The 14,880-nt window shown below is 66.4% G+C and carries 14 protein-coding genes; 9 read left to right on the top strand and 5 right to left on the bottom strand.

The features are described from left to right. Positions 1 to 11: 11 nt before the first annotated feature. The 4 genes from VGR99_RS11540 to VGR99_RS11525 are packed head-to-tail and all read left to right on the top strand — an operon-like array spanning position 12 to position 3,689. Complete coding sequence (locus VGR99_RS11540) at positions 12 to 1,049, top strand: NAD(P)-dependent oxidoreductase (protein ID WP_326898481.1); 1,038 nt, start codon at positions 12 to 14, stop codon at positions 1,047 to 1,049. Next, on the top strand, positions 1,036 to 1,857 hold the full coding sequence (locus VGR99_RS11535) for a GNAT family N-acetyltransferase (protein ID WP_326898480.1): 822 nt from the start codon (positions 1,036 to 1,038) through the stop codon (positions 1,855 to 1,857). Before VGR99_RS11540 ends, VGR99_RS11535 begins: the two co-directional genes overlap by 14 nt. A 6-nt stretch (positions 1,858 to 1,863) precedes the next feature. Beyond that, positions 1,864 to 2,919, top strand: a complete 1,056-nt coding sequence (locus VGR99_RS11530) for a dihydrodipicolinate synthase family protein (protein ID WP_326898479.1) — start codon at positions 1,864 to 1,866, stop codon at positions 2,917 to 2,919. Next, complete coding sequence (locus tag VGR99_RS11525; RefSeq protein ID WP_326898478.1) at positions 2,907 to 3,689, top strand: ABC transporter ATP-binding protein; 783 nt, start codon at positions 2,907 to 2,909, stop codon at positions 3,687 to 3,689. Before VGR99_RS11530 ends, VGR99_RS11525 begins: the two co-directional genes overlap by 13 nt. A gap of 169 nt (positions 3,690 to 3,858) precedes the next feature. Here VGR99_RS11525 and VGR99_RS11520 read toward each other — a convergent pair whose 3' ends face one another. Together VGR99_RS11520 and VGR99_RS11515 are read right to left on the bottom strand one after the other, a co-directional pair. After that, on the bottom strand, positions 3,859 to 4,950 hold the full coding sequence (locus VGR99_RS11520; protein ID WP_326898477.1) for a substrate-binding domain-containing protein: 1,092 nt from the start codon (positions 4,948 to 4,950) through the stop codon (positions 3,859 to 3,861). A gap of 168 nt (positions 4,951 to 5,118) precedes the next feature. Further along, complete coding sequence (locus VGR99_RS11515) at positions 5,119 to 5,649, bottom strand: MarR family winged helix-turn-helix transcriptional regulator (protein ID WP_326898476.1); 531 nt, start codon at positions 5,647 to 5,649, stop codon at positions 5,119 to 5,121. A gap of 493 nt (positions 5,650 to 6,142) precedes the next feature. On the opposite strand from VGR99_RS11515, the gene VGR99_RS11510 reads away from it, so the two are divergent. Continuing rightward, a complete protein-coding gene (locus VGR99_RS11510; RefSeq protein ID WP_326898475.1) occupies positions 6,143 to 7,999 on the top strand; it encodes a tannase/feruloyl esterase family alpha/beta hydrolase in 1,857 nt (618 codons plus the stop codon). 343 nt (positions 8,000 to 8,342) lie between these two features. On the opposite strand, the gene VGR99_RS11505 is transcribed toward VGR99_RS11510, so the two are convergent. Continuing rightward, positions 8,343 to 8,600 carry a hypothetical protein gene (locus VGR99_RS11505; protein ID WP_326898474.1) on the bottom strand — a complete coding sequence of 86 codons (258 nt, stop codon included), beginning with the start codon at positions 8,598 to 8,600 and terminating at the stop codon, positions 8,343 to 8,345. A 64-nt stretch (positions 8,601 to 8,664) separates the two neighbouring features. Further along, positions 8,665 to 9,615 (bottom strand): DUF2778 domain-containing protein, encoded by a 951-nt coding sequence (locus VGR99_RS11500; RefSeq protein WP_326898533.1) that lies wholly within the window; start codon positions 9,613 to 9,615, stop codon positions 8,665 to 8,667. Positions 9,616 to 9,807: 192 nt separating this feature from the next. Between VGR99_RS11500 and VGR99_RS11495 the strand changes: the two genes are divergently transcribed. Beyond that, positions 9,808 to 10,245 carry a DUF1810 domain-containing protein gene (locus tag VGR99_RS11495; RefSeq protein ID WP_326898472.1) on the top strand — a complete coding sequence of 146 codons (438 nt, stop codon included), beginning with the start codon at positions 9,808 to 9,810 and terminating at the stop codon, positions 10,243 to 10,245. 9 nt (positions 10,246 to 10,254) lie between these two features. On the opposite strand, the gene VGR99_RS11490 is transcribed toward VGR99_RS11495, so the two are convergent. Continuing rightward, on the bottom strand, positions 10,255 to 11,088 hold the full coding sequence (locus VGR99_RS11490) for a crotonase/enoyl-CoA hydratase family protein (RefSeq protein ID WP_326898471.1): 834 nt from the start codon (positions 11,086 to 11,088) through the stop codon (positions 10,255 to 10,257). 65 nt (positions 11,089 to 11,153) lie between these two features. Between VGR99_RS11490 and VGR99_RS11485 the strand changes: the two genes are divergently transcribed. The 3 genes from VGR99_RS11485 (at position 11,154) to VGR99_RS11475 (ending at position 14,791) form a co-directional block, all read left to right on the top strand. Next, complete coding sequence (locus VGR99_RS11485; protein ID WP_326898470.1) at positions 11,154 to 11,762, top strand: helix-turn-helix domain-containing protein; 609 nt, start codon at positions 11,154 to 11,156, stop codon at positions 11,760 to 11,762. Between the two features lie 15 nt (positions 11,763 to 11,777). Further along, positions 11,778 to 12,563 (top strand): 2-keto-4-pentenoate hydratase, encoded by a 786-nt coding sequence (locus tag VGR99_RS11480; RefSeq protein ID WP_326898469.1) that lies wholly within the window; start codon positions 11,778 to 11,780, stop codon positions 12,561 to 12,563. Positions 12,564 to 12,709: 146 nt separating this feature from the next. Beyond that, positions 12,710 to 14,791: a HAMP domain-containing methyl-accepting chemotaxis protein gene (locus VGR99_RS11475; protein ID WP_326898468.1), complete on the top strand. Its 2,082-nt coding sequence runs from the start codon at positions 12,710 to 12,712 to the stop codon at positions 14,789 to 14,791. The last annotated feature ends 89 nt before the right edge of the window (positions 14,792 to 14,880 follow it).

The raw sequence follows: 14,880 nt of genomic DNA, 5'->3' as shown, positions 1-14,880 counted from the left end.
AGGACCGACCCATGCTGCTCACCCGCCAGACGCTGCCGAAGACCATTCCTGACATCGCAGCGCTCGACGATCTCCTGTGCCGTCCGACCCAGGCGCTGATCGACGACCTCAGGACGGTCGAGGGCGACATCATGATCCTCGGCGTCGCCGGAAAGATGGGCCCGACGCTGGCGGGCCTTGCCAAGGCCGCCGTGCCGGACCGCCGTGTCATCGGCGTCGCCCGCTTCAGCGACACTGGCGTCAAGGACTGGCTCCAGGCGCGCGGCGTCGAGACGATCAATTGCGACCTGCTGGACGAGGCCGCGATCAACGCGCTGCCGAAGGCGCCGAACATCATCTTCATGGCGGGCCGGAAATTCGGCGCCGAGGGTGATCTGTCGCTGACCTGGGCGATGAACGCGCATGTGCCGGCGCTGGTGGCGCAGGCCTTTCCGTCCTCGCGCATCGTGGCGTTCTCGACCGGCTGCGTCTATCCGTTCGTGCCGGTCGACGGCAAAGGCTCGACCGAGGACATGGCGCCGAACCCGCCTGGCGAATACGCCCAGTCCTGCGTCGGCCGCGAGCGCATGTTCGAATATTTCTCGCACAAGTTCGGAACGCCGGGCCGACTGTTCCGCCTCAACTACGCGATCGACATGCGCTACGGCGTGCTGCACGACATCGCCACGAAGGTCCTCACGGGCACCCCGATCGACGTCAGCCTCGGCCACGTCAATTTCATCTGGCAGGGCGACGCCTCCGCGCAGGCGCTGCGGTGCCTGGCGCACTGCACCGCGCCGACCTCGCCGATCAATGTCAGCGGCCACGAGATCCTGGCGGTGCGCGACCTCGCGCAGAAATTCGGCGCCCGCTTCGGCCGCGCGCCGGTGCTGACGGGCAAGGAAGAGCCGACGGCCTGGCTGACCGACACGTCCAAGGCAGTCGAGCTGTTCGGCCTGCCGGTCGTCGACACCGAGCAGTTGATTGCCTGGACCGCAGACTGGGTGTCCCGCGCCATGCCGAGCCTCGGCAAGCCCACCAAATACGAGGTGCGCGATGGTCGTTACTGACGATCCGCCCATTCTCAAGCTCGGCGTCGACGATGCCATCGCCGGGCTGGTGCTGTCGACAGAAGCGCAATGGAACCAGACCGAAGAGGACTGGCGCATCTTTCTGCGCGACGGCGTCGTGTTCGGCATTCGCGACGGCATGCGGCTGGTCGCTACCGCGGCCCTGCTGCCGTACTCCGGCAACAACGCCTGGATCAGCATGGTGCTGGTATCAGGCACGCATCGCCGCCGCGGCCTCGCCACGCGCCTCGTCGACGCTTGCCTGGAGACCGCGCGCAAGAACGGCCTGACGAGCTGGCTCGACGCCACGCCCGACGGCGCCGCCGTCTATGGCCCGCTCGGCTTCACGCCGACGCTGCAGCTGCGCCGGCTGAAGCTGGCGAAGCCGATGCGAACGGCAGCCGCGGCACCCGCAACCGCGACGCTCGATTCCCTTCGCGCCCGGGATCGCCGGGCCACCGGCCTCGACCGCACCGCCCTGCTCTCGGCCTTCGCACAGCGCCCGGGCTCGCGCATCGTCTCCGCCAATGGTGCCATCGCGCTGGTGCGCGACGGCCGCACCGCGCGCCATATCGGCCCGTTGTTTGCCGATCACGCTGCGGCCGCACTGACCCTCGTCAATGCGATCGCACAATCGGACGACCGCCCCTTGTTGCTCGACGCCGTCGCCTCGCAGGCTGCGTTCCTCGAAGGACTGACCGCCTCGGGGTGGACCATCGAGCGGCCGTTCCAGCGCATGCGGTTCGGCCCCGCCACCGCCGGGGCCGAGGAAACGCCATTCGCCGTCGCCGGCCCCGAATTCGGATAGGACATCATGCACCACAGCCAGATCAACGCCGACGTTCGCAAGCTGATTGCCGAAGGCACCGTGCTGCCGGCGCATCCGCTCGCGCTCACAGCCGAGCGCCAGCTCGACAAGACCCATCAGCGCGCGCTGACACGCTATTACGTCGACGCCGGCTCGGGCGGCCTTGCCGTCGGCGTCCACACCACGCAATTCGCGATCCGCGATGTCGGCCTCTACCGCCCGGTGCTGGAGCTCGCCGCCGAGACCGCGGCCAACTGGACCAAGCGGCCGCTCGCGATGGTCGCGGGCCTTGCCGGCCCGACGACACAAGCCGTGGCCGAGGCGCGCACCGCGCGCGACATCGGCTATCACGCAGGTCTCCTCAGCCTCGCCGCGATGAAGAGCGCCTCCGAGGACGAGATCATCGCGCATTGCACGGCGGTCGCGGCCGAGATTCCGCTGGTCGGGTTCTATCTCCAGCCGGCCGTGGGCGGCGTCATCCTGTCGAGCCGGTTCTGGCAGCGCTTCGCCTCGATCGACAACGTCATCGCGATCAAGATCGCGCCGTTCAACCGCTATCGCACGCTCGATGTGCTGCGCGGCGTCGCCGCCGCCGGCGCGCTCGACCGCGTCGCGCTCTACACCGGCAATGACGATCACATCCTGCTCGACCTGATGCTGCCGTTCGACCTCCGCGACAAGGGCGTCACCACGCGCACCTATTTCAAGGGCGGCCTGCTCGGCCATTGGTCGGTGTGGACCGCGAGCGCGATCAAGCAGTTCGAGCGCTGCAAGGCGGCACGGCACAAGGACAGCGTGCCCGCCGATCTGCTCGCGCTCGATGCTCGCGTCACCGACTGCAACAGCGCCTTCTTCGACGTCGCCAACAATTTTCACGGTTGCATCGCCGGCTGCCACGAGATCTTGCGGCGTCAGGGCTTGATGAAAGGCCTGTGGTGCCTCGATCCGAACGAGGGTCTCAGCCCCGGCCAGAAGGATGAGATCGACCGCGTTACGTGCGAGCACGCCGACCTCAGCGACGATGCCTTCGTCGCCGCCAACCTCGGCAAATGGCTGGCATGAGCTCAAAACCCTTCATCAGCCTGCAAGGCGTCCGGAAGGTCTATCGCAGCGGCGGCGCCGAGTTCCTGGCGGTGTCCAACGTCACGATGGACGTGCAGGAAGGCGAGCTGGTCTCGCTGGTCGGCCCGTCCGGCTGCGGCAAGACCACGGTGATGAAGATTCTGGCCGGCCTGCACGGCGCCGACGGCGGCACGGTGAAGATCGGCAATGACACAAGCCCGTTCGATCCGACCCGTGACATCGGCATGGTGTTCCAGCAGGCGCTGCTTTTGAAGTGGCGCACCATTCTGGACAACGTGCTGCTGCCGGCCGAGATCGTGGGCCTGCCGATGAAGGCCGCGCGCGAGCGAGCGCGCGATCTGCTCAACTTGGTGGGCCTTGCCGGCTACGAGCAGAAATATCCCCAGCAGCTCTCCGGCGGCATGCAGCAGCGCACCGCGATCGCGCGCGCTTTCGTGCATGATCCAAAGCTGATCCTGATGGACGAGCCGTTCGGCGCGCTGGATGCGCTGACGCGCGAGCAGATGAATATTGAGATGCTGCGGATCTGGCGCGAGAGCGGCAAGACCATCATCTTCGTCACGCATTCGATCCAGGAAGCCGTGTTCCTGTCGTCGCATTGCGCAGTGCTGACGGCGGGCCCGGCGAAGATGGCCGATTACTTCCCGATCGACCTCCCCTTCCCGCGAGACCTGCCGCTGAAGACCACGGATGCGTTCGGTGCTTACGCAAGGCGGATTTATGCGAAGCTGGGCCTGGGTGCGGCGTAAGACCGCCACCCGATCAGTCCCGTAGCCCGGATGGAGCGCAGCGCAATCCGGGGTTCTATCCGAGCAGACACAGCGGCCCCGGATTACGCTACGCTCCATCCGGGCTACGCACCACGCATTCAGGTCCCGTAGAGCCGGGCGCGGCGTAGTCACCGCGCCCTCCTCACGATCAGCTCTTGTTCCGCATCTTGCTGAGCAGGTAGTTGTCGTAGAAGTTTTCAGCGATCTGCGTGTAGAACAGCAGTTCCTTCTGATACGCGTCGTGGCTTTCCTTGGTGCGCTTGAACAGGTCGCTCTTGGCGGCGAGCTCGTTCAGGTGCTCCTGGGTCGCGCTGTAGCAGGCTTCCATCACCGGCTGCGGGAAGGCCTTGAGCTCGGCGCCGTTGGCGATCAGCCGCTTCAGCGCCGCCGGGTTCACGCTGTCATACTTCTCGAGCATCCAGGCGCCGGCCGCGGAGGCGGCCTGGTTGACGATCGCCTGATACTGCTTCGGCAGGCTCGCCCACTTCTCGTCGTTGACGATCATGTGCAGCATGGCGCCGCCTTCCCACCAGCCGGGGAAGTAGTAGTACTTGGCGACCTTCTGGAAGCCGAGCTTCTCGTCGTCATAGGGACCGACGAACTCGACCGCGTCGAGCGAGCCCTTCTCCAGCGCCGCATAGATGTCGCCGCCGGCGAGCTGCTGCGGCACCACGCCGAGCCTGGCCAGCACATGGCCACCCATGCCGGCGATACGGAATTTGAGGCCCTTGAGATCGTCGACGGTCTTGATCTCCTTGCGGAACCAGCCGCCCATCTGGGTGCCGGAATTACCGCAGAGGATGGCGTGGGTCTTGAAGGGCTTGAGCGCCTCGTTGGTCAGCTCCGCGCCGCCGCCAAAGAACCACCAGGACTCCTGGTGGCGGTGGTTCATGCCGAACGGCGCGCCGGTGGCGTAAGCCAGCGCCGGCTCCTTGCCGATGTAGAAATAGAGCGGCGTCTGCGCCATCTCGACGGTATTGACGCTGACGGCGTCGAGCGCCTGCAGGCCGGGGACGAGCTCGCCGGCGGCAAAGGTCTGGATCTGGAATTTGTTGTCGGTGGCCTCGGCCACGTATTTCGCAAAGGTCTGCGCCGTGCCGTAGATGGTGTCGAGCGACTTCGGGAAGCTCGAGGTCAGGCGCCATTTGATCTCGGGCATGGACTGCGCGATCGCAGGTGCAGCAACCAGCGTCGTTGCGCCGGCGACTGCGCCGCCCTTGAGGAACGTCCGGCGTTTCATATTGGGGTCTCTCCCTCCGAGTCAGGCTTGAAATGGGTGGCCTAAGCCACGGTCTTCGCGGACCGTTTGCCCGTTCCTGCCACGCAGTTCAAGCCATGATAAAGGAGGGGCGGCCTGCCAAGTCCGGCCGCCGCGGCATGCCGCCACGGGTCTGGCGCTGCGGAGCTTTCAGGCCTCGGCGACGAAGACTGACAGCGCCCGCTGCAATTCCTTGTAGGCGCGCGGCCCGATCTTGGCCGCGAGCGCCTTGTCGCTTTCGGCGGCCGCCGGCCTCAGCCGGCCCAGCAGCGCCGTTCCGGCCTCGGTCAGATAGAGCACATAGTACCGGCGGTTGATCGCAGACGCCGTGCGCCGCACCAGGCCGCGGCCTTCCAGATGATCCACCAGCCTGCCGAGCCCGGCCCGCTCGATCGACAGCAGCTGCGCGACGGCGAGCTGGTTGACGCCCGGATTGGCGTCGATCACGCAGAGCACGGAAAACTGGGCGGGGCTGATCTCGAAGGCCGCCAGTTGCCGGCTGAATTCCTTGAAGATCCAAAGCTGCGCCCGGCGGATCGAGTAGCCCAGCAGTTGCGAGAGGTCGCCCAGCGCAAGCGGCTTTGCCTTGGCCGCCTTGGTGCCGGACACGATGCGCGGCGCCGGTCGCGACGGCTTCGTCGCGCGCGTCGCCTGCCGCGGTCGCGCAACCCGTTTCCTCACCCGTGCCTTGCCTGGCTGCATCGTCGCGCATCTTTCGCAAAGCCGACGCAAGAGCATCCGGCCGTGACCCGAGGATTCGGACAGCGAGTCTAACGCAACGCGGCCGGATCGAGAAGCCGAGCCGAACCTCGCCCTCGCGCATACAGCTTCTACGACAGGTTGCATGGCAATATCGCGCAATGCGTCATGTTGACACGGCAACATCGCTCGCCTAAGGATCGTGAAAACCTGCCGTGACACGAGCAGGTTCAAGGGGAGCGCAAGGGGAGCAAACGTCCGTGCCGTCATCAGGGGTGGGCGACGATCCGCGTGCCACAGCGCATCGCGGCGAAGTGGTTTTGCGCGCAACGGCGTCACGGCTCATTGGCCGGCGCACGCGCATCTCTCCCGACAGCGATTCAGAAAACGTCTCTGACCACTCGATGCCTCGCCGCCTCGCGAGACGTCGGACGCTTGCGTTCAATCATCAATGTTGAAACCGGGAGGGCATGCCATGAAACGACTTTTCCTCGCCTCGACAATCATCGCCACATGGGCGTCCGTCGGCCCGCAGGCCATCGCACATGGGCTGCCACCGAGCGGCGTCGCGCCGCGCGCGTCCTGCACCGCCCTCACCGGCCTGACGCTGCCGAACACGCAGATCCTCAGCGCGACGCAGAAGTCGGGCTATTGCAACGTGATCGGCATCATCAACAAGCGCGTCTCGACGCAGGATCCCGATCATTTCACCTACGGGATCGGCTTCGCGCTCAACCTGCCGAACACCTGGCACGGCCGTTTCGAGATGATGGGCGGCGGCGGTACCGACGGCAGCCTCAATGCCGACCCGCAAGGCGCGGCCGGCGTCGAGCTCGGCCAGGGCTGGGCCGTTGCGGCCGATGACGGCGGCCATGAAGACAGCGCCAGCAACGTCGTCGGCGGCCATCAGGACGACGACCCCAATGCCGGCGGCTCCGCACATTTCGCGATCGACGCCCAGGCGCGCCGCGACTACGGCTACAACGGCATCGAGAAGACCGCGACGATCTCGAAGCAGATCATCTCCTATTTCTACGGCCTCGACACCGTCTATTCCTACATCATGGGCTGCTCGAACGGCGGCCGCGACGCCATGATGGCCTCGCAGCGCTTCCCCTCGCTGTTCGACGGCGTGATCTCGCAAAACCCCGGCTTCAACCTGCCGCAGGCGGGCCTCGCCGAAGCCTGGAACGAGCAGGTGCTCGGCACGCTCGCAACCAGCAAGGACGTCAACGGGCAGCCCTTCATTCCCGACACGTTCCCCGCCCAGGATCTTCAGGTCGCATCGGCCGCGATCCTGAGCGCCTGCGACGCGCTCGATGGCCTCGTCGACGGCATCATCGACAATTATCACGCCTGCACGACGAAGAAGGTCTATCCGGCGCTCGCCAGCTACACCTGCGGCACCGGCTCGCACGGCAGCACGCCGCATGGCGGCACCTGCCTCACCGGCGCGCAGGTGGACGCGTTGAAGAAGATCTATGCCGGGCCGGTCAACTCCAAGGGACAGCGGCTCTATTCGAACTGGTTCTGGGATGCCGGCATCTGGACGCCGCCCACCGCGCCCGGCGCGGGCTGGCAGCTCTGGAACGTCGTCACCGCGCCGGTGCCGAACGTCAACACCGCGATCAACCTGACGCTCGGCGCGGGCGCGATCCCGATGATCTTCCAGACCCCGCCGGTCGTCACGCCCGTGAACGGGCCGAACGGTCAGGAAGCCTTCGTGTTCAAGTTCAACTTCGACACCGACGCGCCGAAGATCTTCACCAAGACACAGGCCTATCCCGAAAGCAGCATGGACTTCATGGCCGCGGTCTCGACCGATCTGCGGCCGTTCAGGTCGCGCGGCGGCAAGCTGATCATCTCCTCCTCCGTCAATGACGGCATCTTCTCGGGTGCTGCGATCGCCCGCTGGTATCGCAACATGGACCGGCACATGAGCGGTCGCGCCAGCGATTTCGCGCGGCTGTTCATGGTGCCGAACATGGCCCATTGCGGCGGCGGCGCGGCCACCGCGAGCTTCGCGACCAACCAGCTCAAGGCCATCACCGATTGGGTCGAGAAAGGCACCGCGCCGGACCGCATTGTCGCGACCAACACCAACGCCACTTCGCCCTATCCCGCCGGCGGACTGTTCGATCCGCGCGTTGCCACGAACTTCCCGACCGGCGGCACGCGGCCGCTCTGCGTCTATCCGAGGATTGCGGCCTACAAGGGCAGCGGCATGACCAACGACGCCGGCAATTTCGCCTGCATCGACCCCGGCTTCAACCGAGGCGGCGACCACGACTTCCACGATGACGACGACGGACGCGACGACGACAGGCATTGAGACGTCGTGAATCCCGCTCGTGCCCCGGACGCAGCGCTTCTTCAGCGATGGCGCTGCGGAGCCGGGGCATGAGCGGGAGTCGAGATGACGCGTCTTGCTCCGTCATTGCGAGCCACCGGGTCCGCGCGAAGCGCGGCCCCGGTGGCTCGCAATGACTGGGTACGGAGAGCGCCCTCGCCTCACGCGGCCTCAGCCTGCTCGTACAGCCCGGCCGGCTCGCACAGACACGGGTTCAACAGCGTCGCGCCGTAGCCCGGATGGCGCGGAGCGCAATCCGGGGCCGACTCGCTTGTGGCACAGATCCCGGATTACGCTTCGTTCCATCCGGGCTACGAGGGCTACCTCAGAGCAGCTTCGCGCTCACGAACAGCGCGCGCACGGCGTTGGTGGCCTGCACCGCGAGGATGGCGTTGTCAGCGGCGCCTTCGAGCGCCGCGACAGCCTCCTCGTGCAGCGCACGGAATTCCATCCACTCGACGGATTTGAAGTTGGTGAGGAATTGATAGGCCTGGCCGACCGTCGCGATCGCCAGCGTGTCACCGTTCAGGCGAATCTTGAACGTCGTGCGCAGCGGGGTCTCGGAACTTGATGGATCACTCATGGGCTGCTTCTGGACGATGACGGCTTAACGAAGCGAAAACGGCAGCCCCGCCCTCCGGCAAATATCAGGAATCAGTGCTGGCGCGCTGCGAAGCGGTCGCCGCTCCGCCCAGGCTCGGCACCACGACAAGGCGGTTGAACTCGCCATTGTCCCAGGCCTTGAGGAAACGATCATAGTCCTTGATCGAGACACAGCCGTTGGAGTCGCCGCGCGGTCCGAGCATGTAATTGTGGGTGAGCAGGCCGACGCGGCCGAGTGCGCTGGTGCCGTCGGTCGGCGTCAGGCGCAGCGCGCGGACGCCGTGGAACAGTTTTTCACGCGGCTTCAGATCGTAGGTCGCGGGTGGGGTTGCACCGACCATCCGTTGATCCACGTGGTCCGGATCATCCATCAGCGCGCCCATCCCCGAATGGGCTTCCAGCGCGACACCGCTCGGCAAATAAAGCGCCTTGGCCTTGATGTCGTAAACCGCCGTCCGCGAATCGTAGCCGAGGGCGGCGAGATCAGGCGCCTTGCCGAACAGGCCGCTGTCGGGCGTCAGCGAAGCCAGCTTGATCTTGTCGGTGAACTTTTCGAAGAAGTTGCGATTGTCGACCCTGGGATTGGCCTCGGCATAGGCCTGGCTGGACGCGATCTGGGCCGAGAAGTCCGCCTGCGCCGGGCGCGAGCGCGGCATCGGGATGGCGTCGGCGTGCTGCGAGGGCCGCGGCTCTTCGGCCACCGACCGGTCGTCCTCGGTCAGGGTCGAGCGCCAGTCGTCGCCCTGGAGCTTCTGGGCGAGCATCGCCTTGGCGTCGCGGAGCTTGATCTGCACCGCATTCACGGCGGAGCGCTCCAGCGTCCCCAGGCCGAGCACGGCCGGGCTGCCCGACGTCGAGGCGAAGCGGTCTTCAAAGGATGGCGTATTGGCATTGGCCGGCGGCAGCGCGGCGGTCACGAGCGGGGTCGTGTCGCCGATATCAGCGACCCAGGCAGCGGCGCCCAGCGCCAGCGCGACGGCAGCCAAAGACAGCAGTATCGTCTCCGCTCGCCCAATACGGCGGCGCGACAACAGCCTCTCGGCATGTGCGCGGTCGGAAACCATCAGATCCCCAAATCGACCCCCGGGGGACCCAACCCCCACCCGGAGACTCTCTATACCAGCTACCACATTGGGAGCCAAAAGTTAGGCATAATCGCGGCCGGCAAGGCCCTCGAGGGGTATCCAATGACCGATCCTTTTGGCCTAGACCGCTTCGTTCAGGCCCAAAACCCTGTTTATCGCGCCGTCCACGGGGAGCTGACCCGGGGACGGAAGCAGAGCCACTGGATGTGGTTCATTTTTCCGCAGGTCGCCGGCCTCGGCTTCAGCGCCATGTCGCAGCGCTACGCCATCGGCTCGCGGGCGGAAGCGGAGGCCTATCTCGCCCACCCCGTCCTCGGCCCGCGCCTGATCGAATGCACCCGCCTCGTGCTCGCGGTCGAGGGGCGCACCATCAACGCCATCCTCGGCGCGCCCGACGACGCCAAATTCCGCTCCTCGATGACACTGTTCGGCGCGGTCTCGGATGAGCCCGTTTTCGGCGAGGCGCTCGCCCGCTATTTCGCAGGCGAGCGCGACGGCGCGACATTGGAGATCCTGTCGAAGCTCGATCGGCAGCCGTAGCGCCTGAGGTCAGCGGCCCTGGAAGACGGCCGCGCGACGCTCGATGAAGGACTGAATGCCCTCCTTCGCATCCGCGCTGCCGAGCACGCGATCGCGGATCTTCGGGATGTAGGCGATCGCCGCCGCCTCGCCGCCTTCGATATATTTGGCCGCGGCTTCCTTGGTCACCTGGATGCCGAGCGGCGCGTTGTTCGCGATGATCGCGGCGAGCGTCATCGCCCGCTCGATCTGCTGGCCCGGCTGCACCACCTCCTGGACGAGGCCGATGGCGTGCGCACGCTGCGCCAAAAACTCGTCGCACAGGAACAGATGATACATCGCATCGCCCCAGCCGGCGCGCGTGAGGAAACGGAAATGCGCGCCGCCGAGCGGCGCGATGCCGCGCTTGGCCTCCATCTGGCAGAAGCGCGCATCGTCGGCCGCAACCACGATGTCGCCGGCAAGCATCAGTTCGATGCCGATGGTGAAGACGATGCCCTGCACGGCGGTGACCACAGGCTTGCGGCAGCGCTTGGCAAGGCCGAACGGATCGACATTGCCCTCCCTAATGTTGCGCTTCTCCGCGGTCGGACCGAAGAATTTCGGCATGTCGAGACCTGCGGTGAAATCCTTGCCTTCTGCACAGATCACACCGACACGATAGGCCTCGTTGTCGTGCAGCGCGGTGAGCGCATCGGACAATTGCTCCATCATCACCGGCGTGAAGGCGTTCTTCTTCGCGGCATTGTCGATGATGATCTTGAAACGTGGCCGTGCACTTCGGTGCGGATCTGACCTTCGCTCATGTGTCTCTCCCTGACGATGCTGATCTGGCGCCCTGCAATCGAATATGACGCCTGTCATATTTCGGCTTGCACCAACTATGTCAAGCGTCATAGTGTGGTTCCAGCCTCGAATCCGGACCCTCGATGACCACCACACGCGACAAGATGATCGCCGGCGCCGCCGACCTGATGAGCCGCCGCGGCGTCAACGCCACCAGCATGCGCGACGTCGTCCGCCACACCGCGACGCCGCGCGGCTCGATCAGCCACCACTTCCCGGACGGCAAACGGCAATTGATCGCCGAAGCCGTGACCTTCGCCGCCAGGCAGGTGTCCATTCCCCTGGAGAAAGCCATGAACGAACGCGGCGTGATCGGCGGTCTCAGGGCCTTCGTCGCATCGTGGCGCCGCCATCTGGAAGCGACCGGCTTCGAGGCCGGCTGCCCCGTGCTCGCCGTGGCCGTGGACCGCTATATCGGTGAAGCCTCCGACAAGGACGACGAGACGGCGCAGCAGCATTTGCTCGATCTCGCAGGCGGCGTGTTCGCCGATTGGCGGCAGATCATGCACGCAGCCTTGTTGCGCGAAGGATTGGCGGCCGACCGCGCGACGCGGCTTGCAACACTCGTCGTCGCCTCGATCGAAGGCACGGTCGCGATGTGCCGCGCCAGCCGCAGCGCCGACGCGCTCGATCAGGTGCAGGAGGAGCTGGAGATGATCCTGTCCGCCGCCCTCGCCCGCACCGCCAAATAGATTGGATACGCATCGATGGACCTGTCCCGACAACGCGAGCTCGCACGCCATCTCGCCACCTTGCGCCGCGAGAGCCGGCAGCGAAGCGGCCTCGATGCGCATCTGGTGCCGCCCGATGCCGACACGGCGTATCGCGTCGCGCAGATGGTGGAAGAGGAATTGGGCTGGGACGTCGTCGGCTGGAAGATCGCCGGCATGAAGCCGGGGCTGCAACGCCAGCTCCGCACCTCCTCGCCTATCTACGGGCGGGTGTTCGCGCCGCTGATCAAGGCCTCGCCCGCGCGTGTCGAGCACAGCAGGCAGTGCAGCCCGATCCCGGAGGTCGAGTACCAGGCCCGCCTTGGCTCGGACCTTCCGCCCCGCGCCAGGCCCTACACCGTCGAAGAGATCGGCGATGCCGTCGCCTCGCTGCATTCCGGCATCGAGCTTGCCGAATGCCGCTTCGTCCACGACGCGGCGTTTCCACCGATGCCGGCGATCCTGGCCGACGGCGCGGGATCGGGAACGATCGTGCTGGGCGAGCCCATCGCCGACTGGCGCAGCCGCGACATCGCGAATCAGGACGTCGTGCTCAATTGCAACGGCGTCGAGAGGCGCCGCGGCAGCGCGGCGGAGGCGATCGACCATCCGCTCGTGCCGCTGACCTGGCTCGCCAACGAGCTGTCGCGCACCGGCATCGGCCTCAAGGCCGGGCAGACCATCAGCACCGGCACGCTCACGGGCATGCTGCGGCCGAAGGCTGGCGAGACTTATGTCGCCGACTTCGGTCCGCTGGGAACCGTTAGCGCGACCTACGCCTGAAGCGCTTTCGCGCGAGGCGCGGCCCTAGACGAATGGACGCATGCAGGAGGAGCATGCCGGGCGGCAACGTAAACCCGCGATTAACACCGGCTGCCTATCGTTCGCGCAGAATATTTTTCTCCACCTGCGCAATTGCCGGACAGACCATGAAAATCGGTACGCTGCTGACCACCGCCATCGTCTCGCTCTCGACCGTCGGCGGCGGCCTTGCCGTCTACGTCGCCGTGACGAAGTACCAGACCATGGACAGGATCAGCGAGGCGCAGGGCCGGCTCGCGATCGTCCGCGCGGTCAGCGACATCCCGCGCTATCTCAACCCCGAGCGCGGCTTCGCCACCAACATCCTCTACGGGCCCGCGACCTACGACCCCGCACAGCTCTCCGAGCACGACAAGCTGCGCAAGCAGACGGACGGCGCCCGCGACAAGATGAACACTCTGCGCAAGGAGCTGCCCGGCCCGTTCGACGACGGCAGCACCATCGGCAGCAATATCGACGGCATCAACGCGAAATTCAGCGCGCTGCGCGAGGCCATCGACAGGGCGATGGCTGGACCGCCGGAGGCGCGCAAGGACGCCGCCAAGAAGATCGTCGCCGACAACGCCGTGCTCAACGGCGGCGTCACCGCGCTGCTCAACGAGCAGGTCCGCCGCATGGCGATCCTCAATGGCGATGCCTACCGCCAAGCCAGCTACGCCAACGTCGCGATGACGCTGCGCGACGTCGGCGGCTTCAACTCCAGCCTGCACAAGAATCTCGTCGGGGGCAAGAAACCGGCGACCGACGCGGAGAAGGCCGACATCAGCCGTTCGCAGGGCCGCAACGACCAGATCGTGATGTCGCTGCAGGAATTGCGCGGCAATCCCTCGACCCCGGCGAACATCGCCGCTGCGCTGGAGAAGTTCAACGCGATCTATATCGAGGAGTTCGGCCGCGAGCTCAAGCTCGTGAAGGAAGGAGCGATCAGCGGCAAGTACGAACACGACGTCGATACCTATTACACGGCCACGCAGCGCGGCCTCAGCACCATCATCGACGTCCGCGACGCCTTCTATGACAACGCGGAGCAGATCCTCGCCGGCGCCTCCTCCGCCGCGCGCACCAGCTTCACCATCGCGCTCGTCGGCCTCCTCGCCGTGCTGATCGCCAGCGCCGGCCTCATCGTCATGGTCCGCCGCCGCGTCTGCGCCCCGATCGTCAATCTGACGACCCGGATGTCGCGGCTTGCCGAGGGCGAGGTCGCCGAAGAGATCCCCGGCGCCGAACGCTCCGACGAGATCGGCGCGATGGCCTCCGCCGTCCAGGTGTTCAAGGACAACATGATCCGCGCCGACCGGCTCGCCGCCGAGAAGCAGGCCGAGAACGACGGCAAGATGCGTCGCGCCCAGGCGCTCGACGGCCTCACCCGCGCGTTCGAGGCCAAGGTCACCGAACTGGTCGGCGGCCTGTCCCGCGCCTCCTCCACCATGGAGACCACGGCGCAGTCGATGACCTCGACGGCGTCCCAGACCAACAGCCAGGCCGCAGTCGTCGCCGCCGCCTCGCAGCAGACCTCGACCAACGTGCAGACCGTCGCCAGCGCCACGGAAGAGCTGACCTCGTCGATCTCCGAGATCGGCCGTCAGGTCGCGCAATCGACCGAGATCGCGGCCCGCGCCGTCGACAATGCCCGCCGCACCGGCGACACCGCCCGCGCGCTCGCCGAGGGTGCGCAGAAGATCGGCGACGTCGTCACGCTGATCCAGAGCATTGCCGAGCAGACCAATCTGCTGGCGCTGAACGCCACCATCGAAGCCGCCCGCGCCGGCGATGCAGGCCGCGGCTTCGCGGTGGTCGCCTCCGAGGTGAAATCGCTGGCCGGCCAGACCGCCAAGGCCACCACCGAGATCTCCGAGCAGATCACGGCGATCCAGTCCGCGAGCGACGAGACCGTGGCGGCGATCCGCAACGTCGCCGACGTCATCGCCGAGATTGACCAGATCGGCACCGCGATTGCGGCCGCGATCGAGCAGCAGGGTTCGGCGACCCGGGAGATCTCCCGCAGCGTCCAGGAGGCCGCCCGCGGCACCCAGGAGGTCAACACCAACATCACAGGCGTGCAGCGTGCCGCCGACGATACCGGCGCGGCCGCCAAGGAAGTGCTGGGCGCGGCCGAGCAGCTCTCGACCCAGTCCCGCGATCTCGCCGGCCAGTTCGACCGCTTCCTCGGCGAAGTCAGGGCCGCGTAGCGTGAATTCGTAGCCCGGATGGAGCGAAGCGTAATCCGGGACGGTGCCGATGACGTGCGAGGCCCCCGGATTGCGCTGCGCTCCATCCG

It is taken from the genome of Bradyrhizobium sp. (assembly GCF_035935975.1).
Lineage (GTDB): Bacteria > Pseudomonadota > Alphaproteobacteria > Rhizobiales > Xanthobacteraceae > Bradyrhizobium.
Note: the sequence above shows the minus strand (reverse complement) of the source record. Positions and strands in the feature narration are given on the sequence as shown.